Source organism: Rhodoferax sp. GW821-FHT10B06 (genome assembly GCF_059415605.1).
Map to the genome: position 1 here is coordinate 83560 of NZ_JBWKNO010000003.1, position 25695 is coordinate 109254.

Genomic DNA, 25695 nt, shown 5'->3' on the forward strand with positions numbered 1-25695 from the left:
TCGCAAGTTCTAAGTGTAGGTGTTCACCGTAACGCTGCTGTGAACGCGCGTATTGGTGTTTCCTCTCCACTTAAAGCAACAAGCAACTGCTATATTGCACTGCAACAATACTTTCCCCCTGCTGAAACCCACCATGCTCTACCAAATCTACGAAACCCAGCGCGCGTTGATGGAGCCGTTTGCAGATTTTGCGCAAGCAGCTTCCAAGCTTTACAGCACTCCTTTGTCCCCCCTGGGTAAAACCAGCCTGTCGCAGCGCGTGTCTGCCGGCTATGACCTGCTCTACCGCCTGGGCAAGGACTATGAAAAGCCCACATTCGGCTTACAAACCATCGAGGTAGATGGCACCAATATCGCCATCCACGAGCGCGTGGAAATCGACAAGCCCTTCTGCGAACTGCGCCGTTTCAAGCGCTTCACCGACGACATCCACACCCTGACCCAGCTCAAGGGCCAGCCCGCCGTGCTGATCGTGGCCCCCCTCTCGGGCCATTACGCCACGCTGCTGCGCGACACCGTCAAAACCATGCTGAAAGACCACAAGGTCTATATCACCGACTGGAAGAATGCCCGCCTGGTGCCGCTGTCCGAAGGCGAATTCCACCTGGACGACTATGTGAACTATGTGCAGGAATTCATCCGCCACCTGCAAGGCATTTACGGCAACTGCCATGTCATGAGCGTATGCCAGCCCACCGTACCGGTGCTGGCAGCCGTGTCGCTGATGGCCTCGCGCGGTGACCTTACCCCTCTGACCATGACCATGATGGGCGGCCCTATCGACGCCCGCAAGTCGCCCACCGCGGTGAACAACCTGGCCATGAACAAGAGCTACGAGTGGTTTGAAAACAATGTGATCTACAAGGTGCCCTCCAGCTTCCCTGGCGCAGGCCGCAAGGTCTACCCCGGTTTCCTGCAGCACACCGGCTTCGTGGCAATGAACCCGAACCACCATGCCAAAAGCCATTACGACTACTTCCAGGACCTGATCAAGGGTGACGACGTGAGCGCCGAAGTCCACCGCAAGTTCTACGACGAGTACAACGCCGTGCTCGATATGGACGCGCATTACTACCTGGAAACCATCTCCACCGTGTTCCAGGACTTCAAGCTGGTCAACGGCACCTGGAATGTGCGCGGCTTAGACGGCAAGATCGAATTGGTGAAACCGCAAGACATCCACCAAACCGCCCTGCTGACCGTGGAAGGCGAGCTGGACGACATTTCTGGCTCCGGCCAGACCCGTGCCGCCCATGATCTTTGCACCGGCATCCCCACCAGCCAGCAGTGGCACTACGAAGTCCAGGGCGCAGGCCACTATGGCATCTTCAGCGGCCGCCGCTGGCGCGAGATGGTGTACCCCGAAGTCAAGGCTTTTATCAAGGCACACAGCCACATTGCCGCCACCGCTACGCCCAGCACCACCACACCCACCACACCCGCTACGCCTGCTGCACCGGCAAGCCCAGCTCCAACAGCACCCGTGGCTGTCAAACCGGCAGCCGCGGCACCCGTGGCCCGCAAGGTGGCAGCTCGCAAGCCTGCGACCCAGAAAGCCTGATTCCGCGCAGGGTCCAGGTGCCAGTGCTTTTGCCCCCCTCGGCCCGCATGCTGCTGGCCGAGCAGATCAACGCTGCGCTTCCGCAAACCCAGTGCACCCGTTGCGGCTACCCGGACTGCGCATCTTATGCGCAAGCCATTGCCGCGCAGGAGGCCCCCATCAACCAATGCCCCCCCGGCGGGGCCGAGGGCATTACACGGCTGGCACGCATTACCGGGCAGGCGGTGATACCGCTGAATCCCGCCTTTGGGGTGGAAACCAGCCGCGCCGTCGCTGTGATCGATGAAAGCTGGTGCATAGGCTGTACCCTGTGCCTAGCCGCCTGCCCCACCGACGCCATTCTGGGCAGCAACAAACGCATGCATACCGTCAACGAGGCGCACTGCACCGGCTGCGAACTCTGCCTGCCCGTCTGTCCGGTGGACTGCATCCAGATGCTGAACGCCAGTGGCGAGCGCACCGGCTGGAACGCATGGTCTGCCGCCGAGGCGCTTAACGCCCAAACTCGCTATGCAATCCATAGCAGCAGGCACAATCAGGAAGAGCGCCAGACCAATAAAACATCTAAACAACCCAGCCAGGTAGCTGCCCCCACCTCACCAGCCAACGCGCTGCCCGCCGCAGACGCCAAGCAGGCCACCATCGCCGCCGCGCTGGCCCGCGCCCGCGCACGGCGCCAATCCGACGCCAGCTGACCAAGCCATCCACAAAGGGGAGCATGCCCCAGAGCCTGTGGCTGCTAAAAGCCTACAACGCAGGAGTCGGCCTTGTTATAGTCAATTGGCGTTACAAAATGCCACATCGATCAGCCATTCCCAGGAGCCTGTCCATGCAAACCTCTCTGCGAAACATCCGAATCTTGGCCTGCACCCTGGGTGCTTTCTGGGCGTTCTCAGTGATGGCCCTGGACAAACCGGAGGGGCGCGTCATCCTGACCGTCAGCGGCGCGATCACCCAGGCCAATGTTGGCGCCAATGCGGAATTCGACATGAAGATGCTGGAAAAGCTGCCGCAAAAAACCTTCACCACGCAAACCCCCTGGTACGCCACACCGGTCAGCTTCACCGGCCCCTTGCTGCGCGATGTGCTGGCCGCCGCCGGCGCCAAGGGCAACAAGATCCTGGCCACGGCACTGAACGACTACAAAACCGAAATCCCGTTTGACGATGCCGTCAAGTTCGACACCATCGTCGCCCGCCTGATGAACGACAAGCCCATGCCGGTGCGCGAAAAAGGCCCCTTGTTCATCGTCTACCCGTTTGACACCAAGCCCGAGCTACGCACCGAAACCTATTACAACCGCTCTGCCTGGCAGCTTAGCGGCCTGAAGGTTCAATAGAGTGTTTGCGGCCAACGGGTAGGCCAGCAGCCCTCAACCCAGGCCCCGCCACCGCGCAAACCGGCACAGACCGGCCCAGTCTTTCAGACGCTCTGTAGTAACTGCGTACGTGCCAGCCATGCCAGCACGTACCGAATGACGAGGAGATACCATGAGCCATCCATCCGATGTGCCAGACAGACTGACGGTACTGGTGGTAGACGACACGCCAGACAATCTGTCACTGATGAGCAACCTGTTGCGCAGCGTGTACCGGGTCAAACTGGCGCCGAATGGTGAGCGCGCGCTGAAGATCGCCCAGGCCGACGACAAACCAGACCTGATCCTGCTTGACATCATGATGCCCGGCATGGACGGCTACGCGGTGCTCCGCCAGCTGCAAGCCCAACCGGCAACCGCGAATATCCCCGTCATCTTCCTCACCGCGATGAGCGCCACGGAGGACGAGAAAATTGGCCTCGACCTGGGGGCCGTGGACTACATCACCAAGCCCATCAGCCCGGCCACCGTCATGTCCCGGGTACGCAACCACCTGGAGCTCAAGCGGGCACGCGACTTTCTGCAGAACCAGAGCCGCTTCCTGGAGTTGGAGGTGCAAAAACGCACCCGCGAAGTTGCAGCCATACAGGACATCACCGTGCGTGCCATCGCCCTGCTGGCCGAAACCCGCGACAACGAAACCGGCAACCACCTGCGCCGCACCCAGAAATACGTCAAGGCGCTGGCGCAGCAGCTGCAGACCCACCCGCGCTTTTGCAACGAACTGACCGATGCGGCCATAGAGTCGCTGTACAAATCTGCACCGCTGCACGATATCGGCAAGGTCGGCATACCTGACCGCATCCTGCTCAAGGAAGGCAAGCTGGACTTCAACGAATTCGAAATCATGAAGACCCACACCACGCTGGGCCACGCGGCGCTGGTCAAGGCCGAGGAAGGCGCGGACTACGCCACGGCATTCCTGCGCTACGCCAAGGAGATCACCCTGTGCCACCAGGAAAAGTGGGACGGCTCGGGCTACCCACAGGGCCTGCGCGGCGATGCCATACCCGCCTCAGCGCGTCTGATGGCGCTGGCCGATGTGTACGACGCCCTGATCTCCAAACGCGTCTACAAGCCCGGCTTCAGCCATGCCGAGGCCAGCGACATCATCCGCAGGGGTAGCGGCACACATTTCGACCCCGACATCGTGACGGCCTTTGGCGCAATCGAGGCGCAATTCCAGAAAATTGCCACCGACTTCGCCGACGATGACGGCATGGCGTCGGCCGAGGTGTACCGCATGGCCCTGGAGTTCGCGGCCGAATCCAGCGTAAAGATTTAAGCTTGGACCTGCGCCCAGCGCGCGAATGCGCCCACCACCTCGGGCGGCGCCTGTACCAGCTCGATCAGCACGCCCTCGCCCGACACCGGGAACACCTCGTTCGACTTGGGGTGCACAAAGCAGATATCGAAACCCGCAGCCCCCTTGCGGATGCCGCCCGGCGCAAAGCGCACGCCCTGGGCCGTCAACCACTCCACGGCCAGCGGCAAGTCGTCCACCCACAGCCCCACGTGGTTCAGCGGTGTGGTGTGCACCGCCGGCTTTTTGTCTATGTCCAGCGGCTGCATCAGGTCCACCTCGACCTTGAACGGGCCGCTGCCGAGGGCGCAGATGTCCTCGTCCACGTTCTCACGCTCGCTGACGAAGTTACCGGTGACCTCCAGGCCCAGCAGATCCACCCACAGTGTGCGCAAACGCTGCTTGTCGGGGCCACCAATGGCGATCTGCTGGACGCCCAGCACCTTGAAGGGCCTGTCCTGAGCCTGTCGAAGGAGCCTGTCCTGAGCCTGTCGAAGGGGACGGGTCATCGGTTTAGGACGCCAGCACGCCCGAGGTCGGCAGGCCCAGCTTGGCCAGCAGCTGGCGGTCAGCTTCCACATCCGGGTTGCCGGTGACCAGCAGCTTGTCGCCGTAGAAGATCGAATTCGCGCCGGCCAGGAAGCACATGGCCTGCACGGCCTCGCCCATCTGCTGGCGGCCGGCCGACAGGCGTACGCGAGCGGTCGGCATGGTGATGCGGGCCACCGCAATCACGCGCACAAACTCCAGCGGGTCCAGCGGCGGCGCATCGGCCAGCGGCGTGCCTTCCACGCGCACCAGGTTGTTCACCGGCACGGATTCGGGGTAGCTGGGCTCCAGATTCGCCAACTGGGCCACCAAGCCGGCACGCTGGGCACGGGTCTCACCCATGCCGACGATGCCGCCGCTGCAGACTTTCACGCCAGCGCCGCGCACGCGGTCCAGCGTGTCCAGCCGGTCCTGGTAGACGCGGGTGTCGATGATGTCGCCGTAGAAATCGGGCGAGGTGTCCAGGTTGTGGTTGTAATAGTCCAGGCCGGCGTCGCGCAGCTGGGCGGCGTGGCCGTCTTCCAGCATGCCCAGGGTGGCGCAGGTTTCCATGCCCAGGGCCTTCACGGCCTTCACCAGTTCGGCCACGTTGTCCACATCGCGGTCCTTCGGGCTGCGCCAGGCCGCGCCCATGCAGAAGCGCGTGGCACCGGCCTCCTGGGCCGCCTTGGCCGCGGCGACCACCACATCCACGCCCAGCATCTTGGTGGCGGGGGTGCCGGTGTCGTAGTGCACCGACTGCGGGCAGTAGCCGCAGTCTTCTGGGCAGCCCCCGGTCTTGATAGACAGCAGGGTCGAGAGTTGCACGTCACCTGCGGGGAAGTTCTCGCGGTGCACGGTTTGCGCGCGGTGCATCAGCTCCAGGAAAGGCAGCTCGAACAGCGCCTCGACTTCGGCCAGAGGCCAGCGTTCTTCGGAATTCACCACGGGTTTCGGAGCCGTACGGTGCAAAGTGATCGGCTGTTCAAGGGTCGCAGTATTCATGGGTATCTCTTATGCAAAACGGACAATGGGCTGGTCTACAGACAGGGATTCTCCCTTAGCTGCCAAGACCTCTTCCACCACGCCATCGGCGGCGGCGAACAGCACATTTTCCATCTTCATGGCTTCGATCACGGCGACACGCTCGCCGGCCTGCACTTTTTGCCCCGGCTGCACCGCCACATCCACCAGCAAACCCGGCATGGGCGAGAGCACGAAACGGCTCATATCCGGCGGCGCCTTGTAGGGCATCAGGGCGTGCAGGGCTGCTGCACGCGGCGACAGCACCAGGGCATCCAGCTGGCGGCCGTCATGCGCGATGCGCAGGGCCAGCGGGTTGCGCGGCGTGCCCCGCTCCACCTGGGCGGTAAAGGCTTGGCCGTTGCATGTGCCATGGATACGCGGCGAACCCAGACGGGCACTACTACAAAATTTATAGCTTCTTGCGCCGATAGATACTGCGCTGGAGCCTGTTTTCTCTTCAAAGTCCCGCACACGAACCTGGGTGTGCACCGTGTGCCCGCCAGCACCCAGGGCCACCACGGTAAAGGCCTCACCCACCTCCACCTCGTGCCCGGCCACCTGGCCGCGGATGCCGCTGGCGCGGTCGCGGTAGCGGCGGTGCACAAAGGCGGCCAGGGCCAACAGAAAGTCGGGGTCTGCATGCGGCACGTCCTCGGCGCGGAAGCCGCTGGCGTAGTGTTCGGCGATGAAACCCGTGTTGAAGTCACCGGCCACAAACTTCGGGTGCGCCAGCAGCGCCGCCTGGAACGGGATGTTGCTGCTTACGCCGCGGATCACAAAGCCGTTCAACGCCTCGCGCATCTTGGCGATCGCATCCAGCCGGTCCGTGCCGTGGACGATCAGCTTGGCGATCATGGAGTCGTAGAACATCGGGATCTCGCCGCCGTCCTGCACACCGGTATCCACACGCACGCCGTACAAGTCCTGCGTGTTCGCCTGGAACATGCTTTCCTTCGGCGGCTGGAAGCGCACCAGGCGCCCAGTGCTGGGCAGAAAGTTGCGAAACGGGTCTTCGGCGTTGATGCGGCACTCCATGGCCCAGCCATTGCGTTTGACCTCGGCCTGCGCCAGCGGCAGCTTCTCGCCCGCCGCCACGCGGATCATCAGCTCCACCAGGTCCAGGCCGGTGATGCACTCGGTCACCGGGTGCTCCACTTGCAGCCGGGTGTTCATCTCCAGAAAGTAAAAGCTCTGATCCTTGCCGACCACGAACTCCACCGTGCCCGCGCTCTGGTACTGCACGGCCTTGGCCAGGGCCACCGCCTGCTCGCCCATGGCTTTGCGCGTGGCGTCGCTGATGAAGGGGCTGGGCGCCTCCTCAATCACCTTCTGGTGGCGGCGCTGGATGGAGCATTCGCGCTCGTTCAGGTAAATCACGTTGCCGTGTGCATCGCCCAGCAGCTGGATCTCGATATGACGGGGTTCCTCGACAAACTTCTCGATGAAAACACGGTCGTCACCAAAGCTGTTGCGCGCCTCGCTGCGGCAGCTGGTGAAGCCCTCCAGCGCCTCCTTGTCGTTATAGGCCACGCGCAGGCCCTTGCCGCCGCCGCCGGCGCTGGCCTTGATCATCACGGGGTAGCCTATGCCCTGGGCGATCTGCACCGCGCGTTCGGCCGTTTCTATGGCGTCGTTTACGCCCGGGATGCAGTTCACGCCTGCGGTGGCAGCTAGCTTTTTGGAAGCAATCTTGTCGCCCATCGCCGCAATCGAATGGTGCTTGGGGCCGATGAAGACAATGCCCTCGTCCTCCACCCGCTTGGCAAACTCGGCGTTTTCACTCAAAAAGCCATAGCCCGGGTGCACCGCCTGCGCGCCGGTGGCCTTGCAGGCGGCGATGATCTTGTCGGCCTGCAGATAGCTCTCGCGGCTGGGTGCGCCGCCGATATGCACAGCCTCGTCTGCCAGCTCCACGTGGCGCGCGTCCTTGTCGGCGTCCGAGTACACGGCCACGGTCTTGATGCCCATCTTGCGGGCCGTTGTGATGACCCGGCAGGCGATTTCACCGCGGTTGGCGATGAGGATTTTCTTAAACATGGGTGGTCTCCGCGTTGAAATCGCCTGCGTGCGCTTTGCGCACCAAGCAATGTACAGAAACGACGGCTGCGCCGACGTTTTCACCGCGGTTGGCGATCAGTATTTTGGTGAACATGAAAATCCTATTCTTTTGATTTCAGCAAAGCTTTGCGTTCGGCGGTGAAATCCCACCAAGGTTGGCGTGGCCCACCGTTCATGAATTTCTTGGCTGCCATGAAGGTGTCCAGCACGCAGGGATCGTGGCGCTGGCCCATGGGGCCGCGCAGGGCCTCGTAGACCGCCACGGGGTCCATGGCGGCCACATCGGCGGGGGTACGCAGACCCAGGCCACGCAGGTCTTTCGCGATGGATGCACCAATATTCGGGATGTCGGTCAGTACGCGGACCTGGGCAGCGGTATCGGCTTTGGGCATGGCTACTCCTCCATTCAAGACGCGCTGCGTCCGAGCACCCGGCGTTTGCCGACGAACCGGATCGACTCGACGTAGCGATAGGAAATAAAAGACAGCACGTACACCAGCAGCACATAGGCGGTGAACCACAGCCACTCCAGCGCGCCACCTGCGGGGCGCCAGGCAATGGCATGCAGCAACACCAGCACCACCGGGTGCCAGAGGTAGGTGGAGTAGGAATAGTCGCCCAGCCGAACCAGAAAACTTGCCCCTGGCAAACGGCTGACCCAGTTGTTGCACAGCAGAGCACTCAGCACCATGGCGCAGGCCAGGAACATCTTGAACGCCCCCGAAAACTGCCAGACCACAGGCCAAGGGTAGGTCGCCAGATACGCCACCGTCACGCCTGCGATCGCAACGGCCAAAAGCAAAACACTGCGCCGGCGCTGGTTCTGCGCAGGCAGCGCCAGCCATTGGCCGGCCAGCAGCCCCACCGCGAACAAAATCAAGAGTGGGCTGCTGGCGATGCTGGCCAACCACCACTGCGGCCCCCACACCAGCGGCAACACGCACAAAACACCCAGGGTCGGCCACAGCCAGGCCCGCCTGAACAGGCCCAACATCAGCGCCAGCAGGGCATAAAAAAACATCTCGAAATTCAGCGACCAACCCACCACCAGCGTCGGGAACAGCCCCAGGCCCGCAGGGTGCTGGTGCGGAACAAAGGCCAGAGACAGCAGCAGGCTTTGCAGCGTCCACGCGCCCCAGTTCAAAGGCCCCAGCCCCACCACGCTGGCCGCCAGAATCAGACACAGCGTCGCCACCCAGTAGGCCGGCACGATGCGCTCCACCCGCCTGGCAAAGAAACTGAGCGCGGACACGGGGCGCTGCGCCAGCGAACGCTGCATGATGAAGCCACTGATCACAAAGAACACAAACACCGCGTAGCTGCCCACCGCCCCGGCGAAATGCCACAGGCCTGGACTGTCATCCATGTTGTGAAAGAACTGGTGGTAGTGGTGCAACACCACCAGCCAGGCCGCCACGGCCCGCAGTATCTGCAGGGACAACAGCTTGTTCATCGCGCGCTCTGCATGCTTACAGCGGAATATTGCCGTGCTTGCGCCACGGGTTTTCGATCTTCTTGCTGGCCAGCATGACCAGGCTGCGGCAGATGCGCTTGCGGGTTTCGTGCGGCAGGATCACGTCGTCGATATAGCCGCGCGCACCAGCCACAAAAGGGTTGGCGAAGCGGGCCTTGTACTCGGCTTCCTTGGCGGCCAGCTTGGCCGGGTCGCCCTTGTCTTCTCGGAAGATGATTTCCACCGCGCCCTTGGCGCCCATCACGGCGATCTCGGCATGCGGCCAGGCAAAGTTGACGTCGCCGCGCAGGTGCTTGGAGGCCATCACGTCATAGGCGCCGCCATAGGCCTTGCGGGTGATGACGGTGACCTTGGGCACGGTGCACTCGGCGTAGGCGTATAGCAGCTTGGCGCCGTGCTTGATGATGCCGCCGAACTCCTGGCTGGTGCCGGGCATGAAGCCGGGCACGTCGACAAAGGTGATGACCGGGATATTGAACGCATCGCAGAAGCGGATGAAGCGCGCCGCCTTGATGCTGCTCTTGATGTCCAGGCAGCCGGCCAGCACCAGCGGCTGGTTGGCCACGATGCCCACCGTCTGGCCCTCCATGCGGGCAAAGCCGATGACGATGTTCTTCGCGTATTCGGGCTGCAGCTCGAAAAAGTCGCCGTCGTCCACCGTCTTGGTGATCAGCTCCTTCATGTCGTAGGGCTTGTTGGGGTTGTCGGGCACCAGGGTGTCCAGGCTGTAGTCCATACGGTCGGCGCGGTCGCCGCTGGGGCGCAGGGGCGCTTTTTCGCGGTTGTTCAGCGGCAGGTAGTTGTACAGGCGGCGCAGCATCAGCAGCGCCTCCACATCGTTCTCGAACGCCAGGTCGGCCACGCCGCTTTGCGTGGTGTGGGTGATGGCGCCGCCCAGTTCCTCGGCTGTCACTTCCTCGTGCGTCACAGTCTTCACCACCTCGGGACCGGTGACGAACATATAGCTGCTGTCCTTCACCATGAAGATGAAGTCGGTCATGGCCGGGCTGTACACCGCGCCACCGGCGCAGGGGCCCATCACCATGCTGATCTGCGGTACCACGCCGCTGGCCATGGCGTTTTTCAGGAACACATCGGCATAGCCGCCGAGCGAAGCCACGCCCTCCTGGATGCGCGCACCGCCCGAGTCGTTCAGACCGATGACCGGCGCTCCGACCTTCATCGCCTGGTCCATGATCTTGCAGATCTTCTCGGCATGGGCTTCGCTGAGTGCGCCGCCGAACACGGTGAAGTCTTGGCTGAAGACAAACACCAGGCGGCCGTTGATCATGCCGTAGCCGGTGACCACGCCGTCGCCGGGAATCTTGTTGTCGGCCATGCCGAAATCGGCGCAGCGGTGCTCGACGAACATGTCCCATTCTTCGAACGTACCCTCGTCCAGCAGCAGCTCCAGGCGTTCACGGGCTGTGAGCTTGCCCTTGCTGTGCTGGGCGTCGATGCGCTTTTGCCCACCGCCCATGCGGGCTTGTTCGCGCTTGGCTTCCAGCTGTTCCAGGATATGTTGCATAAGAATGGTTGCTCCGTTTTTGATAGCTATCTACGCAGATGTTTGCTGCGCCAGCAATAGATTTCGTGCTGCGGTGGATGCGGGCAGCCGCCCTGCTGCTACCTCGGCCTGCAGCTGCGGCAACAAAGCCTGCACCTGCGGGTGCTGGCGAAAGGCCTGCTTCAGCCCCGCGTCAATGCGCTCCCACATCCAGGCCAGCGACTGCTGCTGGCGCCGGGTCTGCCAGTTGCCGTTGGCAGTTTGCAGTTTTTGGAACTGCAGGGCTGCGGCCCAAAACGCCTCCACGCCCTGGCCGGCCAGCGCGCTCAGCAGCAAGGCCTGCGGCCGCCAGTGTGCGTCGTCGTGCGGGCCAAATAAGCCCAATAGCTGCATGGCGGAAGTCATTTGCAACTGGGCGCGCTGGGCCGCCAGTGCATCGATGTCGGACTTGTTGATCAGCACCAGGTCGGCCAGCTCGACCACGCCTTTTTTAATGGCTTGCAGATCGTCACCAGCATTCGGCAGCTGCATCAGCACGAACATGTCTGTCATGCCGGCCACGGCCGTCTCGCTCTGGCCCACGCCAACCGTTTCGACGATCACTACGTCATAACCTGCCGCTTCACACACCAGCATGGCCTCACGCGTCTTCTCGGCCACACCGCCCAGGGTGCCGCTGCTGGGGCTGGGGCGGATGTAGGCCCGATCGTGCACAGACAACCTCTCCATGCGCGTCTTGTCGCCCAGGATGGAGCCGCCGGACACCGTGCTGGACGGATCAATCGTCAGCACCGCCACGCGGTGGCCCAGGCCTATCAGGTGCAGACCCAGCACCTCGATAAAGGTGGATTTGCCCACGCCCGGCACGCCGCTGATGCCGAGGCGAAAGGATTTGCCGGTGTGCGGCAGCAACGTGGTCAGCAGTTCGTCTGCCTGGGCGCGGTGGTCGTCGCGGGTGGATTCGAGCAGGGTGATGGACTTGGCGATGGCGCGGCGTTGGGCCATAGGACTACCCATTGCAATCACCTGCTCAACCCCCGCCGTTCGCCCTGAGCTTGTCGAAGGGCCTGTCCTGAGCTCCGTCGAAGGAGCTGCATTGGCTTCGACAAGCTCAGCCCGAACGGTTGGTGGTGGCGAGCCTGGTAATCCCTGCGGCGCGCCAACGGCGGCTTCGACAGGCTCAGCCCGAACGGAGTTGTGAGACCTGGCCAGCTCTTTGATACGGTCCCAGTCGCCACGCGCCAAGGCCTCTTTCTTGGCTCGTGACCACCCCTTGATCTGCAACTCAAACGCAATAGCGGCTTCACGCGTTTCAAATTCGCCTTGCCAGACGAGCTCCAGCGGCTTTCTGCTTGAGGTATAGCCTACTTGACCGACGACGTGCTGATGCATACGTGCATCCATATCGTCAGTTTGGCCCGCGTAGTAGGAGCCGTCGGAGCAGCGCAGGAGATAAACAAAAAAAGGCTTCATTCCAGATGGCTCAGGACTCAATCGGACTCAGCCCAAGCAGGACGCTCATCCTTGCACCTTCTTGATCTGCTCCAGCACATCCCGCGCACTCACCGGAATCGGCGTGCCCGGCCCGTAGATGCCCTTCACGCCCGCCGCATACAGCATGTCGTAGTCCTGCCGCGGGATCACGCCGCCGACGAAGACGATGATGTCGTCCGCGCCCTGCTTGCGTAGCTCGGCAATGATGGCCGGCACCAGGGTTTTGTGGCCGGCCGCCAAGGTCGATACGCCCACGGCGTGCACATCGTTTTCAATCGCCTGGCGCGCGCATTCCTCGGGGGTCTGGAACAGCGGGCCCATGTCCACGTCGAAGCCCAGGTCGGCAAAGGCGGTGGCGACTACTTTGGCGCCCCGGTCGTGGCCGTCCTGGCCGAGCTTGCTGACCATCACCCGGGGGCGGCGGCCAAACTCGGTGGCAAAGGCATTGATGTCGACCTTGAGAGCGTCCCAGAATTCCATGGTGTCTCCTTCGCCAGAGGCAGAGTCGTAGGCTGCAGCGTACACGCCAGTGACTTTCTGCGTGTCGGCGCGGTGGCGGCCGTACACCTTCTCCAGCGCATCGCTGACCTCGCCCACGGTGGCGCGGGCGCGGATGGCGTCTATGCTCAGGGCCAGCAGATTGCCCTGGCCTGTTTCTGCTGCAGAACTGATAGCAGCCAGCGCACGCTCCACCTGCGCGGAGTCGCGTTTTTTCTTGATAACTTTGAGGCGGGCAATCTGGCCGTCGCGCACGGCCACGTTGTCGATGTCGCGGCTTTCGATGGCGTCTTCGGTCTGCAGCTTGTATTTGTTGACGCCGACGATCACGTCTTTACCGCTGTCAATGCGGGCCTGCTTTTCGGCGGCGGCGGCTTCGATTTTGAGCTTGGCCCAGCCGCTGTCCACGGCCTTGGTCATGCCGCCCATGGCGTCGACTTCTTCGATGATCTTCCAGGCGGCGTCGGCCATGTCCTGGGTCAGCTTTTCCATCATGTAGCTGCCGGCCCAGGGGTCGATCACGTGAGGGATGTGGGTCTCTTCTTGGATGATGAGCTGGGTATTGCGGGCGATGCGCGAACTGAATTCGGTGGGCAGGGCGATGGCTTCGTCGAAGCTGTTGGTGTGCAGGCTCTGCGTGCCGCCGAATACGGCCGCCATGGCCTCGATGGTGGTGCGCACCACGTTGTTGTACGGGTCTTGTTCAGTCAGGCTCCAGCCGCTGGTCTGGCAGTGGGTGCGCAGCATCAGGCTCTTGGGACTCTTGGCGTCAAAGCCCTTCATGATGCGGCACCACAGCAGGCGCGCGGCACGCATCTTGGCCACTTCCAGGTAGAAGTTCATGCCTATGGCCCAGAAGAAGCTCAGGCGCCCGGCGAAGGCGTCCACATCCATGCCGGTGGCGATGGCGGTTTTCACGTATTCCTTGCCGTCTGCCAAGGTGAAGGCCAGCTCCAGCGCCTGGTTGGCGCCCGCCTCCTGCATGTGGTAACCCGATATCGAGATCGAGTTGAACTTGGGCATGTGCTGTGCCGTGTAGCCGATGATGTCGCCGATGATGCGCATGCTGGGCGCGGGCGGGTAGATGTAGGTGTTGCGCACCATGAACTCTTTGAGGATGTCGTTCTGTATGGTGCCGCTGAGCTGGTCCTGGCGCACGCCCTGCTCTTCCGCCGCCACCACATAGCCGGCCAGCACCGGCAGCACGGCACCGTTCATGGTCATGCTGACACTGACCCGGTCCAGCGGGATCTGGTCGAACAGAATCTTCATGTCCTCCACCGAGTCAATGGCCACGCCGGCCTTGCCCACGTCGCCGGTCACGCGCGGGTGGTCGCTGTCGTAGCCGCGGTGGGTCGCCAGGTCAAACGCCACGCTGACACCCTGGCCGCCAGCGGCCAAGGCCTTGCGGTAGAAGGCATTGGACTCTTCGGCGGTGGAGAAGCCCGCGTACTGGCGGATGGTCCAGGGCCGCACCGCGTACATCGTGGCCTGCGGACCGCGGATATAGGGCGCGAAGCCGGGCAAGGTATTGGTGTGCGGCAGGCCCGCCGTGTCTTCGGCGGTGTACAGCGGTTTGACGGTAATGCCGTCGGGCGTATGCCAGTCCAGTGCCGATACATCGCCGCCCGGCGCCGACTTGGCGGCGGCTTTGGCCCATTGCGCGAGGCTGGCGGGGCTAAATTCAGGTACGGTGTGACTCATATGACTTGGGGCTTGGCTGCGTTGTGCGGCAGTTTACTGCATTCATAATTATAAATTCAGAATTATTTTTGCCGTAGAATCCGGCCCATGGCTGCCACCACCCTTACTCCACTGACTCCCCGCGCGCTCTACGAAGAAGTGGCCGAGCTACTGCGCCAGCGCATTTTTGCGCGCACGCTGGAGCCCGGCAGCTGGATCGACGAGCTGAAGCTGGCCGAGGAATACGGCATCAGCCGCACGCCGCTGCGCGAAGCGCTGAAGGTGTTGGCCACCGAGGGCCTGGTGACCATGAAGGTGCGCCGTGGCGCCTATGTGACCGAGGTGTCCGAGACCGACCTGGCCGATGTCTACCACCTGCTGGCGTTGCTGGAGTCCGACGCTGCCGGCGTGGTGGCCACCCGCGCCACCCCCGCGCAGCGCGCCGAGCTGCAGGCCCTGCACGCCGAGCTGGAAGCCGCGGTGGACCAACGCGAGCAGTTCTTTGCCATCAACGAGCAATTCCATATGCGCCTGCTGGCCATCGCCAACAACCGCTGGCGCGACCAGATCGTGGCCGATCTGCGCAAGGTGATGAAGCTGAACCGGCACAACTCGCTGCTGAAAGCCGGCCGCATCCAGGAGTCGCTGCAGGAGCACCGGGCGCTGATGGATGCCCTGCTGGCCCAGGATGCTGCGCGCGCCAGCCAGTGCATGCACCAGCATTTCCACAACGGGCTGGAAGCTGCCTCCTGAAGACACCGAAAAGCTACAGTATTTGTAGCTGCTAGCGCAGATATCACCTGCGCCAGCACATATTTTCACCATCATCCCCTAAACAGATGATCGCCCAGCTCCACGGGTTGCTACGGGGCTTGGCGAATGGTCTAAAGCACTACAAAATGGGCCATGCCTGCGGCCCGGCGCATATCCAACGCGTGTCCGGCCCGCCCCCCTGCCAGAGCCATCTCCAAGGAGCACCATGACATCGCACGAGTTGCTGGAAAAGTTCAATATCACCCCCCAAGATGTAGACCATGTTCGCAAGGCGGGCAGCATCATCGAGCCTGAACTGGAAGCCTTTGTGGAGGAATGGTATGTGTGGCTGCGCAAGCAGCCGGAGTATCTGCAGTTCTTTCCGGACAGCGACAACGTGGGCCGCGTGCGCAAGCTGCAGGTACGCCACTGGCAACAGTTTTTTGCCGCCGAGATCAACGACTTCTACGTGGCCCGCTGCACGCATGTGGGCGCCATCCACGCCCACATCGAGCTGCCCAACGACATCTACTTCGCCGGTGTCAGCATGTTCTACCAGATGCTGGTGAAAAAACTGCGCACTACCGACCTGCCCACCGAGGAGGTGTTGGACATGGCCCTGTCCATCAGCAAGCAGCTGAAGATGGACACATTTCTGGTGATAGACACCATCTCGCGCATCGCACGCGAACGCATCGCCGACCACAACCGGGCCATGATGGAAATGTCCACCCCGGTCACGCCGATCTGGGAGGGCATCCTGCTGCTGCCGCTGGTGGGCATCATCGACACCACGCGCACGGCCGAGATCATGAACAAGACGCTGACCAAGATCGCCGAGAGCCGCTCCAAGGTCTTTGTGCTGGACATCAGCGGCGTGGCCTCGGTGGACACCGGTGTGGCCAACCAGCTGATCAAGATTACCAAGGCCACCCGGCTGATGGGCTGCGAGTCCATCATCTCCGGCGTGTCGCCCTCCATCGCCCGCACCATGGTCGAGCTGGGCGTGGTGATTGGCGAAGTACGCACCACCGCCACCCTGCGCGATGCCTTCGAACTGGCGCTGCGCGCAGTGGGCGTAACCGATGTCAGCGCCACCGCCCAACTTACCGGCGGCCTGCGTCCCCGGAACGGGTCGTAGGGACGCGTTGGCATGTCCGCCAGCATGCTCCACAGCGTCTCCATGACCGAGGTGCAGGGCTGCCTGGTGGTGGCCATGCAGGCCGATTTGCGGGACGAAAGCTTTGATGCGCTGCACCAGGCCGTAACCGAGCGCCTGGTGGACAAACGGCTGCCAGCAGCCGTGCTCGACTTCTCTGCCGTGCCGGTGCTGGACCTGCATGAGTTCTCGCGCATCCAGGCCCTGGCCCGGGTGATGGGTTTTCTGGGCGCGCAGGTGGTGTTTGTGGCGCTCAATCCGGGCATTGCCAGTTTTCTGGCCCAGGCCGGTGCGAACATCGGCGACCAGCAGTTTTGCATGCACATGGAAGACGCCTTCGCGCTGCTGGCGTCCCAGGGTACGTATTAACCATGTCCGGCAGCACCCACGACAGCGCCGCCTTCCGCATCCAGTCCGCACTGGACCTGCGCATGGCCGTGGCCCAGGTGGGGCGCATGCCGGCACTGGCACAGTACTCGGCGGTAGACCTGACGATGCTGGCCACCGTGGTCGCCGAGCTGGGCAGCAACATCCTGAAATACGCGGGCCAGGGCCAAATCCGCATCCAGCCCGTGCACAGCGGCTACCGCCATGGCGTGGACATCGTGGCCGAAGACGCCGGGCCGGGCATTGCCGACGTGGCCCTGGCCATGGAGGAACACTACAGCTCCTCGGGCACGCTGGGCCTGGGTCTGAGCGGCGTGCGCCGCATGGTGTCCGAGTTCCACATCGCGTCCGCCCCCGGACAGGGCTGCAAGGTGCAAACCCGCAAATGGTTGAACCAGTCTGCCCACACCATGGCCCTCTCCGCCGCCCCGCCGCGGCCCGGCCCTGCCCCATTGCAGGCTGCCGCCGCACCGCGGCCTGGCCAGGCCCCGAAGCTGTCGTTCGATCTGGCCGAAATCAACCGCCCACGCTACCCGGAGTACCTGTGCGGCGACAGCACAGTGGTACAACAGGTACCGGACGGCTTGCTACTGGCCTGCATCGATGCATCGGGCCATGGCAAACGCGCGCATGCGGTAGCCGAGCCGCTGGCCGATTTGGTGCGCACGGCCGGCAACACCCAACCGGACCAGCTGCTGCAGCGCATGCACGAGTACTGCATAGGCACGGTGGGCGCCGCTGCAGCCGTGGCCTTTGTGCATGCGGTACGCGGCGAGCTGTTGTTTGCCGGCGTGGGTAATATCCGCATCCGCTGCGTCGGGGCCATCCCCTGGGCCGGCATCTCACGTGATGGCGTGCTGGGCGAACGCTTCCCCTCGCCGCATGTACAACGCTTCCCCCTGCATGCCGATGATGTGGTGCTGCTCTATTCGGACGGCATACGCGAAACCATCAGCAGCCAGATGCTGCGCCGCGCCCGCCTAGGTACGGCACAGCAAATTGCCGAGCATGTGCTGCGCGAGGGCAGCAAAACAACAGACGATGCCAGCTGCATCGTGCTCAAGTGCAAGCGGTAGCCAGCATAGGCCAGCTGTCGCTGTATGCGGCCCACTCCTGCCTGGAGGCGCGCAGCAAGGTCTTGCATGCCCTGCTGGCCATCGAGGGCCCGTCGCCACACTGCACGCCCATGGCAGCATGTACCTCCGAGATGTGCCGCTGGCTGCTGGCCCATGGACAAGACCCGCAGCTGGCCATGGACATCTACCGCCTGGGGCTGCGCGATTTCGCCGGCCTGAGCTTCAGCGCCAGCACGCCGCTGCCGGCACCTGCACTGGTATTGCGCGGCCTTGTGCACAACAGTGAAACCTTCCAGAAAGACGGCCGCCACGGTCTGCGCCTGTACTTTGCCCTGCAGCAAACGCTGCGCCCCGAGCGCCTGGACGACCTGCGGGCCCGGTTCGCCGAAAAGTCGCGCGAAGAGCTGTTCATGGAGTCCCGCCAGGCCGAGAGTGATATGCGCGCCATGCTGGAGCAGTTGCGCTTGGCGAAGGATGCAGCCGATGCAGCCAGCCGGGCCAAAGGCGACTTTCTGGCCAATATGAGCCATGAAATCCGCACGCCCATGAACGCCATCATCGGCATGTCCTACCTGGCGCTGAAGACCGACCTGAACCCGCGCCAGTACGAATATGTGCTCAAAATCCGCCAGTCCGGCCAGCATCTGCTGGGCATCCTGAACGACATACTGGACTTCTCCAAGGTGGAAGCCGGCAAGCTGCGCGTGGAACAAACCGCCTTCGAGCTGGACCAACTGCTGGAAAACGTGGCCACCGTGGTGGCCGACAAGGCGCAGAGCAAGAACCTGGAGCTGGTGTTCAAGGTGCCAGCCGACATGCCGCAAAGCCTGCTGGGTGACCCACTGCGCCTGGGCCAGATCCTTATCAACTACGCCAACAATGCCATCAAGTTCACCGAAGACGGCGAAATCGATATCGTCGTACGTATGGAAGAACGCAGCGACACCCAGGTCCTGCTGCGCTTCGAGGTACACGACACCGGCATAGGCCTCACGCCCGAGCAGATCAGTCGCCTGTTCCAGAGCTTCAGCCAGGCCGACAGCTCAACTACCCGCCAGTATGGCGGTACCGGCCTGGGCCTGGTGATCAGCAAAAACCTGGCCGAGCTGATGGGCGGCAACGTAGGCGTGTATAGCGATAAAGGCAAGGGCTCCTGCTTCTGGTTCACCGCCCGGCTGGGCCTGGGCGAGCAGCGTCCGCGCTGGCTGGCCCCCAGCATCGACCTGCGCGGACGCAGGGTACTGGTGGTGGATGACAACGACAGCGCCCGTGCCGTACTGGTGGACATGCTGGCCGCGCTGAACCTGAGCGTGGCCTCGGTCGCATCCGGCCCACAGGCGCTGGACGCCTTGCAACTTGCCTCTGACGCTGGCACGCCCTTCGACATCGTGATGCTGGACTGGCAGATGCCCGGCATGGACGGTCTGGAGGTCGCGCAGCGCATTACGACGCTGCGCCTGCCTCTGCTGCCACGCCGCGTGATGGTCACGGCTTATGGCCGAGACGAAATCGACGGCCAACATGCGGCCTTTATCGACGAACTGCTGCACAAGCCGGTCAGTGGCTCGGTGCTGTTCAACACCATGATGCGCCTGCTGGACGCACGCCCGCCACAGGCAGGCGCACAAAATGCGTCCCCAGCCGGCAGTTCAGCCCTGACCGCGCTGGCCCCCTTGCGCGGCGCGCACATTCTGCTGGTGGAAGACAACCCTTTGAACCAGCAGGTGGCCAGCGAGCTGCTGCAAGAGGCGGGCTTCCAGGTCAGTCTGGCCGACAACGGCCAGATCGCCATTGACATGGTGTGCGCGCGGTCTGTGCAACAAGCTTTTGACGTGGTGCTGATGGACATGCAGATGCCGGTGATGGACGGCATCCACGCCACGCTGGCGATACGCGCGAACCCCGATTTCGCCCAGATGCCCATCCTGGCCATGACGGCGAATGCCATGCAGGCGGACCGCGACCGCTGCGCCGCCGCCGGCATGCAAGGCTTTATCGCCAAGCCCATAGACCCCGAAGAACTCTGGCGGGCTCTGGCGCGCTGGATACATCCGCGTGCCGGGCTGGGCGGCGTGGCCTCCATTGCAGCAGCCCCACCCGGCCCAGCCCTCTCCCTGACCAGCCGGCTGCGGGCGGTGCCCGGGCTGAACGTCACCATGGGGCTGGAGCACATGATGGGCAAGGAATCCTTCTACGGCAGCATGCTGGGTAAGTTTATCGACGGTCAACATGACTGCTGCACACGCATACGCCTGGCCCTGCAGCAGAACGACCCCGCCATAGCCGAGCGCCTGGCCCACACCCTGCGCGGCGCAGCAGGCACGATTGGCGCCGCGGGCCTGCAGCACGCCGCCGCCCAGGTGGAGTTCGCCATCCGAGACCAACGCAGTCCGACCGAAGTGGAAGCCCTGTTGCAACTGCTGCAGCAGCCGCTGGATATCCTGGTGCAGGCCACCCAATCGGTACTGGGCAAGGCGCCGTCCCCGGCCCGGGCCACAGACCCCATACCTGCTGAAGTGATGCAACGCTTCGTGCTTCAGCTGCAAGACAACGACCCAGATGCGCGCGATGTTTTCCAGCGCTACCGCGAACCCTTCAGGGCCGTGCTGGGCGGCCGCCATGCCGACATGGAAGCCGCCCTGCGGGATTACGACTTTGAACTGGCACTGACCGAGCTATCCCAGGCCATGCAGGCCTGACTCAGCTCCAGAAGGTCACCTGTCGACCACTGGTTACGCTATATCCATTACGCTCAAAGTTCCAAGCCACACGGTGTTCGGTATATTGGCAGCTCGCCACCCTGGCGCTGCAAGCGAAAAATCAGGCCCGTCTACCAACCGATATGAATTACAAAGAAAATAGACCTGTGGCGCAGATAAATCGTACGCAAGCAGCTATTGAATATATAGCACCCAAAATACGTGCGAACGCCCTGAGGCCCGCACATGCGGCGAGCCATACCGCACACCATCACCGCAATAGAAACAGCGCACCATGAAAGCCTGGCTGAACCGCCGGTTGATATCGCAGAAAGTGGCCCTGCTGGGTTTACTCAGCCTGTTGCTGCTGGCCTTGCCCATGGCCCTGTACCTGCGCGAGGCCAACACCACCACCGACACACTACACAAAGAGCTGCAGGGCGTACCGCCAATACGCTCGGTGCTGACACTGGTGATGCAGCTGCAAAAACACCGTGGACTGGTGGCACAAACCTCGTCCAGCAGCCCCACCGCCGGGCTGCGTGACGCACGGGCCGGCGTCCACACGGCGATGGCGCGTGTCCAGTCCCTGCTGCCCGGCATACGCACGCCGGTGATCTCCGCCCTGTGGGAGCAATGCCAATCCGAGTGGCTGGACCTGCAGGACACGCTGGACAGCAAGCACCCGCTGCAGGATCAGAGCTTTGTCCAGCACACCACGCTGATACGCCTGCTGACGAAGATCAACGACCAGCTGGCCGACGACTTCGGTCTGAACCTAGACCCGCACGCCGAGAGTTATCTGCTGGAGCGTGTGGCGTTGATCGAATCTCCCTCGCTGCTGGAATCGCTGGCGCAAGTGCGTGACAAGGGCGTGGAACTTATCAACAAGATCGATGTATCGGCCGAAGAGCGCAACTACCTGACGGCCCAGATCGGCCGCATCACCGACGACTTCGACGAGCTGCAAAACACACTGGAAAAAGCCGTACGCGCCAACGCAGACTTCCGCGAACCGCTGCAGACACCGGTGCTGGCCAGCAGCTTCCACTGGCAGCGCATCTACAAAAACCTGCATGCCCACATCCTGCAGCCGGAGATCTTCGGTCGCAATGCGCCCGATGATTTCCAGACCCTGAACGAAATCATCGACACCCAAAACCGGTTCACAGAAGCGGCCTTCATGGCACTTCAAAGCAGCCTGGACCAGCGCCTGGACGCACTGACCACCACCAAGTACACGCTGCTCACCGTGGTCGCCTTGCTGTACCTTGTGCTGGCGGTGCTGGCCTACTTCATAGGCCGATCCATCAGCGAGCCGGTACTGCAGGCCGTGCAGATTGCACGCCAGGTTGCCGCCGGCAACTTGTACGACACCCCGCTGCCGCACGACAACAACGAGATGGGCCAGCTGCTGGCCTCGCTGAACGACATGAACCATAGCTTGCTGCAAACCAACCGGGCGCGGCAACAGTACGAGGAACGGCTGGCGGTTGCGCTGCGTGAGCAGGAAACCATTTTCGAATCGGTGAGCCTGGGCGTAATCTTCGCCGTGGACTACACCATCCAGCGCTGCAACTCGGCCATGGAGCGCATGTTTGGCTACGGCCCGGGCGAACTGCTGCAGCACGGAACCAAGGAGCTATTCCTGTCCGAGAAAGACCTCTCCGCCATCCGCCGGCGGGTCAACCCTGCCATGCAGGCCAGCGGATTCTTCTCAGGCGACGTGGAATTGCGGCGTAAAGACGGATCGCCACTCTGGGTGCACACCTACGGCCGTGCCATCAATCCAAAGAAGCTCGAAGAAGGCGTGGTATGGGTCTATGAAGACATCTCCATCCAGCGCGCCACCGCCACCGAACTGCGCCGCGCCAAAGAAGCAGCCGAATTGGCCAGCCAGGCCAAGAGCGACTTTCTGGCCAATATGAGCCACGAAATCCGCACGCCTATGAACGCCGTCATCGGCATGTCGCACCTGGCGCTAAAAACCGACCTGGACCCGCGCCAGCGCGACTACCTGCAAAAGATCTACAAGTCAGGCCAGCACCTGATGGGCATATTGAATGACATCCTGGACTTCTCCAAGGTCGAGGCAGGCAAGCTGCAGGTGGAGCACATCGCCTTCGACCTGGAGCAGGTGCTGGGCAATGTGGTCACCGTGATTGCCGACAAGACCCAGGCCAAGAACCTGGAGCTGGTGTGCGACCTGCCCGCGCAGGTACCGCAGCAGCTGGTAGGCGATCCGCTGCGGCTGAGCCAGATCCTGATCAACTACGCCAACAATGCCATCAAGTTCACCGAGCATGGCGAGATTGAAATATCGGTGCGTGTGCAGGAGTACACACCCAGCGGCGTCGTTCTGCGCTTCACCGTGCGCGATACCGGCATCGGCCTGAGCGCCGAGCAAATTGGCCGCCTATTCCAAAGCTTCAGCCAAGCCGACAGTTCCACCACCCGGGAGTACGGCGGCTCGGGCCTGGGGCTGGTGATCTGTAAGCGCCTGGCGGAACTCATGGGGGGCCAGGTCGGCGTGGACAGCACGTCGGGCCAGGGCTCCAGCTTCTGGTTCACGGCCCGCATGGGACTCGGTCAACGGGTGGCACGCCCATGCCTGAGCGACATGCAGCTGCGTGGCCGCCGGGTGCTGGTGGTAGACGACAACGACTCTGCGGCCACGGTGCTCAGCGAAATGCTGCGCAGCATGGATTTTGTGGTGGAAACCGCCTCCAGCGGTGCGCTGGCACTGGAAGCTGTCAGCAGCCGCGCCCAGGGCAGCAGCCCCTTCGATCTGGTGATGATGGACTGGCAAATGCCCGGCATGGACGGTCTGCAAACCATACAGCGGCTGCGCGCCCTGAAGCTGCCAGCCGAACCACAGGTCGTGCTGGTCACGGCCTTCGGCCGCGAAGAAATCATGCTGGGTGCAGGTGATGCCCACGTTCCCAATGTGCTGCTCAAGCCTGTCAGCCCCTCCCTTCTCTTCGACACCATGGTCAACGCGCTGGGGCAGCACACGACGCTCAGCCCGGCCCAAGACACGGCCGCGCATACCAGTGCCGCACTGCGCAGCCTGGCGCCGCTGCGCGGTGCACGCATCCTGTTAGTGGAAGACAATCTGCTGAACCAGCAGGTTGCCGGCGAGCTGCTGAAGTACGCTGGCTTCCATGTGGATATGGCCGACAACGGACAAATCGCAGTGGACATGGTTCAACAAGTGGCCTACGACCTGGTGTTGATGGACATGCAGATGCCGGTGATGGATGGCATCAGCGCTACCGAAGCGATTCGCCAATTGGGCGCCGGCAGCGCGCCGGCCACGCTGCCCATCGTGGCCATGACCGCCAACGCCATGCAAGCAGACCGCGAGCGCTGCCTGGCCGCCGGCATGAATGGCTTCGTTGCCAAACCCATAGAACCCGATGAACTCTGGTGTGCGCTGGCGCAGTGGGTACTGCCCCGCAGCGGCCTGGGGCTGGACGTCAAGCCACCAGAGGTCGCTACCGAGCCGCCAGCAGATGCCGTGCCGCAGCACATCGCCGCGCTGGACACCGCTCTGGGCCTGCGCCGCGTCATGGGCAAACAGTCGCTCTATGTATCGATGCTGCGCAAATTTGCCCATGGCCAGGCGCATGCCGCCAGCGCTATAGCCCAAGCACTGGAGGAGGACGACGCAACCAGCGCGGAGCGCTACGCCCACACCCTCAAAGGTCTTGCCGGCAATATTGGAGCCACCGATTTACAACATGCCGCGAACCAGCTGGAGGCCGCCCTGAAAGCCCGGGAACCCGCAGAAGCCGTGGCCATACTGCTTGCCCTGGTCGCAAGCCAGCTGGCCGCACTGGTTGAAGCCATACAGGCAGCCCTACCCAGCACCAAGACATCCAGCACCGAAGTAGACCCGGTACTACTGGCTGCCACGCTGGATACGATTCGCCGGCAACTGGCCGACAGCGACCCGGAAGCCCTGGACACCTGGCAAGAGCACAAAGGCATGCTGCAAGACGCGCTAGGGGAGACCTACCGCACGGTATCTGCTGCCATGGCCAACTACGACTTTGAAACCGCGCTGGTCGAATTGAAGTAAAAACGTCAGTGGGCGTGGGCCAGGGCCATCACCTCGCGCGGTGGCGTGGTTTTCAAACGGTGGTCGCTCCACACCTGGCGCCAGCGGCGCGCACCGGGCAGGCCGTGGCGCAGACCCAGCATGTGGCGGGCAATGCCATACCAACCCAGGCCTTGCTCTGCGGCCAGGCGCTCCATATAAACCACCATCTGCTCTTCCACGGATTCACGCGTAGCCTCGCTAGGCGCCGCACCGTAAAAAGCCTGGTCCCAGCCCGCCATGGACCAGGGGTTGTGGTAGGCCTCGCGGCCCACCATCACACCATCCAGCAGGTCCAATTGCTCGGCAATCTGCTGCTGCGTGGTGATGCCACCGTTGATGGCAATCGTCAGCGCCGGAAAGTCGCGCTTGAGGCGGTGCACCAGCTCATAGCGCAACGGGGGAATCTCGCGGTTTTCCTTGGGGCTCAGGCCTTTCAGCCAGGCATTGCGGGCGTGGACGATGAAGGTGCTGCAACCGGCCTCGGCCACCGTGCCGACGAAGTCGCGCACAAACTCATAGCTCTCGGTCTTATCGATGCCGATGCGGTGCTTCACCGTGACGGGCACATCCACCACATCCACCATGGCCTTCACGCAGTCGGCTACCAGCGGCGCCTCGTTCATCAGGCAGGCGCCAAAGGCACCGCGTTGCACCCGCTCGCTGGGGCAGCCGCAGTTGATATTGATCTCGTCATAGCCCCACTGCTCGCCCAGCACGGCGCAACGCGCCAGGTCGGCCGGCTCGCTGCCGCCCAGCTGCAGCGCAACGGGGTGTTCTTCGGCGTTGAAGCGCAGGTGCCGGGGCACGTCGCCATGCAGCAAGGCGCCGGTGGTCACCATCTCGGTATAAAGCAATGTGTGGCGGGAAATCAGACGGTGGAGATAGCGGCAATGCGCGTCAGTCCAGTCCATCATAGGAGCGACAGAAAGAATTTTCCCTTTATAATTCAACAACTTAGCGTTATCATTCATGCACTTACCACCTCTCGTGTGCACTCCCGTGTGCA

At 62.8% G+C, this 25695-nt stretch carries 20 protein-coding genes and 1 pseudogene; 10 read left to right on the plus strand and 11 right to left on the minus strand.

The annotated features are described in order from the left end of the window. The first annotated feature begins 133 nt into the window (after positions 1-133). The 4 genes from AC07O2_RS05840 to AC07O2_RS05855 all read left to right on the plus strand — a co-directional run bounded on the left by AC07O2_RS05840 (position 134) and on the right by AC07O2_RS05855 (position 4224). A complete protein-coding gene (locus tag AC07O2_RS05840) occupies positions 134-1561 on the plus strand; it encodes a polyhydroxyalkanoate depolymerase (RefSeq protein WP_495074806.1) in 1428 nt (475 codons plus the stop codon). Between the two features lie 47 nt (positions 1562-1608). Then, positions 1609-2256, plus strand: coding sequence for an RnfABCDGE type electron transport complex subunit B (locus AC07O2_RS05845; protein WP_495075083.1), 648 nt, complete (start codon positions 1609-1611; stop codon positions 2254-2256). Between the two features lie 134 nt (positions 2257-2390). Then, on the plus strand, positions 2391-2900 hold the full coding sequence (locus tag AC07O2_RS05850; RefSeq protein WP_495074807.1) for a putative pterin-binding protein: 510 nt from the start codon (positions 2391-2393) through the stop codon (positions 2898-2900). Between the two features lie 151 nt (positions 2901-3051). Continuing rightward, positions 3052-4224, plus strand: coding sequence for a response regulator (locus AC07O2_RS05855; RefSeq protein WP_495074808.1), 1173 nt, complete (start codon positions 3052-3054; stop codon positions 4222-4224). On the opposite strand, the gene AC07O2_RS05860 is transcribed toward AC07O2_RS05855, so the two are convergent. From AC07O2_RS05860 to scpA, 10 genes and pseudogenes are all read right to left on the minus strand, one after another. Next, positions 4221-4751 carry a VOC family protein gene (locus AC07O2_RS05860; protein ID WP_495074809.1) on the minus strand — a complete coding sequence of 177 codons (531 nt, stop codon included), beginning with the start codon at positions 4749-4751 and terminating at the stop codon, positions 4221-4223. The two genes, AC07O2_RS05855 and AC07O2_RS05860, sit on opposite strands and share 4 nt — an antisense overlap. A gap of 4 nt (positions 4752-4755) precedes the next feature. Then, positions 4756-5775 (minus strand): biotin synthase BioB, encoded by a 1020-nt coding sequence (gene bioB / locus AC07O2_RS05865; protein WP_495074810.1) that lies wholly within the window; start codon positions 5773-5775, stop codon positions 4756-4758. A gap of 9 nt (positions 5776-5784) precedes the next feature. Further along, positions 5785-7833, minus strand: a complete 2049-nt coding sequence (locus AC07O2_RS05870; protein ID WP_495074811.1) for an acetyl-CoA carboxylase biotin carboxylase subunit — start codon at positions 7831-7833, stop codon at positions 5785-5787. Next, on the minus strand, positions 7826-7948 hold the full coding sequence (locus tag AC07O2_RS05875; protein WP_495074812.1) for a hypothetical protein: 123 nt from the start codon (positions 7946-7948) through the stop codon (positions 7826-7828). The genes AC07O2_RS05870 and AC07O2_RS05875 overlap by 8 nt, the downstream gene beginning before the upstream one ends. A 7-nt stretch (positions 7949-7955) precedes the next feature. Further along, positions 7956-8246, minus strand: a complete 291-nt coding sequence (locus tag AC07O2_RS05880; protein WP_495074813.1) for a helix-hairpin-helix domain-containing protein — start codon at positions 8244-8246, stop codon at positions 7956-7958. A gap of 14 nt (positions 8247-8260) precedes the next feature. Beyond that, positions 8261-9307, minus strand: a complete 1047-nt coding sequence (locus AC07O2_RS05885) for an acyltransferase family protein (RefSeq protein ID WP_495074814.1) — start codon at positions 9305-9307, stop codon at positions 8261-8263. Positions 9308-9323: 16 nt separating this feature from the next. After that, positions 9324-10856 carry an acyl-CoA carboxylase subunit beta gene (locus AC07O2_RS05890; RefSeq protein WP_495074815.1) on the minus strand — a complete coding sequence of 511 codons (1533 nt, stop codon included), beginning with the start codon at positions 10854-10856 and terminating at the stop codon, positions 9324-9326. A gap of 30 nt (positions 10857-10886) precedes the next feature. Further along, the gene (gene meaB, locus AC07O2_RS05895) at positions 10887-11840 is read right to left on the minus strand and encodes a methylmalonyl Co-A mutase-associated GTPase MeaB (RefSeq protein ID WP_495075084.1); all 954 of its coding nucleotides are present in this window, start codon (positions 11838-11840) and stop codon (positions 10887-10889) included. A 258-nt stretch (positions 11841-12098) separates the two neighbouring features. After that, positions 12099-12308, minus strand: a pseudogene (locus AC07O2_RS05900) (GIY-YIG nuclease family protein); the annotation flags it as partial. 45 nt (positions 12309-12353) lie between these two features. Next, on the minus strand, positions 12354-14531 hold the full coding sequence (scpA, locus tag AC07O2_RS05905) for a methylmalonyl-CoA mutase (RefSeq protein WP_495074816.1): 2178 nt from the start codon (positions 14529-14531) through the stop codon (positions 12354-12356). Positions 14532-14618: 87 nt separating this feature from the next. On the opposite strand from scpA, the gene AC07O2_RS05910 reads away from it, so the two are divergent. The 6 genes from AC07O2_RS05910 to AC07O2_RS05935 all read left to right on the plus strand — a co-directional run bounded on the left by AC07O2_RS05910 (position 14619) and on the right by AC07O2_RS05935 (position 24668). After that, positions 14619-15263, plus strand: coding sequence for a GntR family transcriptional regulator (locus tag AC07O2_RS05910; protein ID WP_495074817.1), 645 nt, complete (start codon positions 14619-14621; stop codon positions 15261-15263). Between the two features lie 226 nt (positions 15264-15489). Further along, positions 15490-16404: a protoglobin domain-containing protein gene (locus tag AC07O2_RS05915; RefSeq protein ID WP_495074818.1), complete on the plus strand. Its 915-nt coding sequence runs from the start codon at positions 15490-15492 to the stop codon at positions 16402-16404. Positions 16405-16416: 12 nt separating this feature from the next. Beyond that, complete coding sequence (locus AC07O2_RS05920; RefSeq protein ID WP_495074819.1) at positions 16417-16791, plus strand: STAS domain-containing protein; 375 nt, start codon at positions 16417-16419, stop codon at positions 16789-16791. Between the two features lie 2 nt (positions 16792-16793). Then, positions 16794-17885: a SpoIIE family protein phosphatase gene (locus AC07O2_RS05925; protein WP_495074820.1), complete on the plus strand. Its 1092-nt coding sequence runs from the start codon at positions 16794-16796 to the stop codon at positions 17883-17885. Beyond that, positions 17873-20584: a response regulator gene (locus AC07O2_RS05930; protein ID WP_495074821.1), complete on the plus strand. Its 2712-nt coding sequence runs from the start codon at positions 17873-17875 to the stop codon at positions 20582-20584. Before AC07O2_RS05925 ends, AC07O2_RS05930 begins: the two co-directional genes overlap by 13 nt. Before the next feature lie 295 nt (positions 20585-20879). Next, a complete protein-coding gene (locus tag AC07O2_RS05935) occupies positions 20880-24668 on the plus strand; it encodes a response regulator (protein WP_495074822.1) in 3789 nt (1262 codons plus the stop codon). Between the two features lie 5 nt (positions 24669-24673). On the opposite strand, the gene dusA is transcribed toward AC07O2_RS05935, so the two are convergent. Continuing rightward, positions 24674-25660 (minus strand): tRNA dihydrouridine(20/20a) synthase DusA, encoded by a 987-nt coding sequence (gene dusA, locus AC07O2_RS05940; protein WP_495074823.1) that lies wholly within the window; start codon positions 25658-25660, stop codon positions 24674-24676. Between the last annotated feature and the right edge of the window lie 35 nt (positions 25661-25695).

Coding starts and splice junctions, on each gene's coding strand:
- AC07O2_RS05850 (WP_495074807.1), top strand. CDS start 2,391: ATGCAAACCTCTCTGCGAAACATCCGAATCTTGGCCTGCACCCTGGGT.
- AC07O2_RS05885 (WP_495074814.1), bottom strand. CDS start 9,307: ATGAACAAGCTGTTGTCCCTGCAGATACTGCGGGCCGTGGCGGCCTGG.
- AC07O2_RS05880 (WP_495074813.1), bottom strand. CDS start 8,246: ATGCCCAAAGCCGATACCGCTGCCCAGGTCCGCGTACTGACCGACATC.
- AC07O2_RS05845 (WP_495075083.1), top strand. CDS start 1,609: ATGCTGCTGGCCGAGCAGATCAACGCTGCGCTTCCGCAAACCCAGTGC.
- AC07O2_RS05840 (WP_495074806.1), top strand. CDS start 134: ATGCTCTACCAAATCTACGAAACCCAGCGCGCGTTGATGGAGCCGTTT.
- dusA (WP_495074823.1), bottom strand. CDS start 25,660: ATGAATGATAACGCTAAGTTGTTGAATTATAAAGGGAAAATTCTTTCT.
- AC07O2_RS05935 (WP_495074822.1), top strand. CDS start 20,880: ATGAAAGCCTGGCTGAACCGCCGGTTGATATCGCAGAAAGTGGCCCTG.
- AC07O2_RS05920 (WP_495074819.1), top strand. CDS start 16,417: ATGTCCGCCAGCATGCTCCACAGCGTCTCCATGACCGAGGTGCAGGGC.
- AC07O2_RS05915 (WP_495074818.1), top strand. CDS start 15,490: ATGACATCGCACGAGTTGCTGGAAAAGTTCAATATCACCCCCCAAGAT.
- bioB (WP_495074810.1), bottom strand. CDS start 5,775: ATGAATACTGCGACCCTTGAACAGCCGATCACTTTGCACCGTACGGCT.
- meaB (WP_495075084.1), bottom strand. CDS start 11,840: ATGGCCCAACGCCGCGCCATCGCCAAGTCCATCACCCTGCTCGAATCC.
- scpA (WP_495074816.1), bottom strand. CDS start 14,531: ATGAGTCACACCGTACCTGAATTTAGCCCCGCCAGCCTCGCGCAATGG.
- AC07O2_RS05890 (WP_495074815.1), bottom strand. CDS start 10,856: ATGCAACATATCCTGGAACAGCTGGAAGCCAAGCGCGAACAAGCCCGC.
- AC07O2_RS05860 (WP_495074809.1), bottom strand. CDS start 4,751: ATGACCCGTCCCCTTCGACAGGCTCAGGACAGGCTCCTTCGACAGGCT.
- AC07O2_RS05925 (WP_495074820.1), top strand. CDS start 16,794: ATGTCCGGCAGCACCCACGACAGCGCCGCCTTCCGCATCCAGTCCGCA.
- AC07O2_RS05910 (WP_495074817.1), top strand. CDS start 14,619: ATGGCTGCCACCACCCTTACTCCACTGACTCCCCGCGCGCTCTACGAA.
- AC07O2_RS05875 (WP_495074812.1), bottom strand. CDS start 7,948: ATGTTCACCAAAATACTGATCGCCAACCGCGGTGAAAACGTCGGCGCA.
- AC07O2_RS05870 (WP_495074811.1), bottom strand. CDS start 7,833: ATGTTTAAGAAAATCCTCATCGCCAACCGCGGTGAAATCGCCTGCCGG.
- AC07O2_RS05855 (WP_495074808.1), top strand. CDS start 3,052: ATGAGCCATCCATCCGATGTGCCAGACAGACTGACGGTACTGGTGGTA.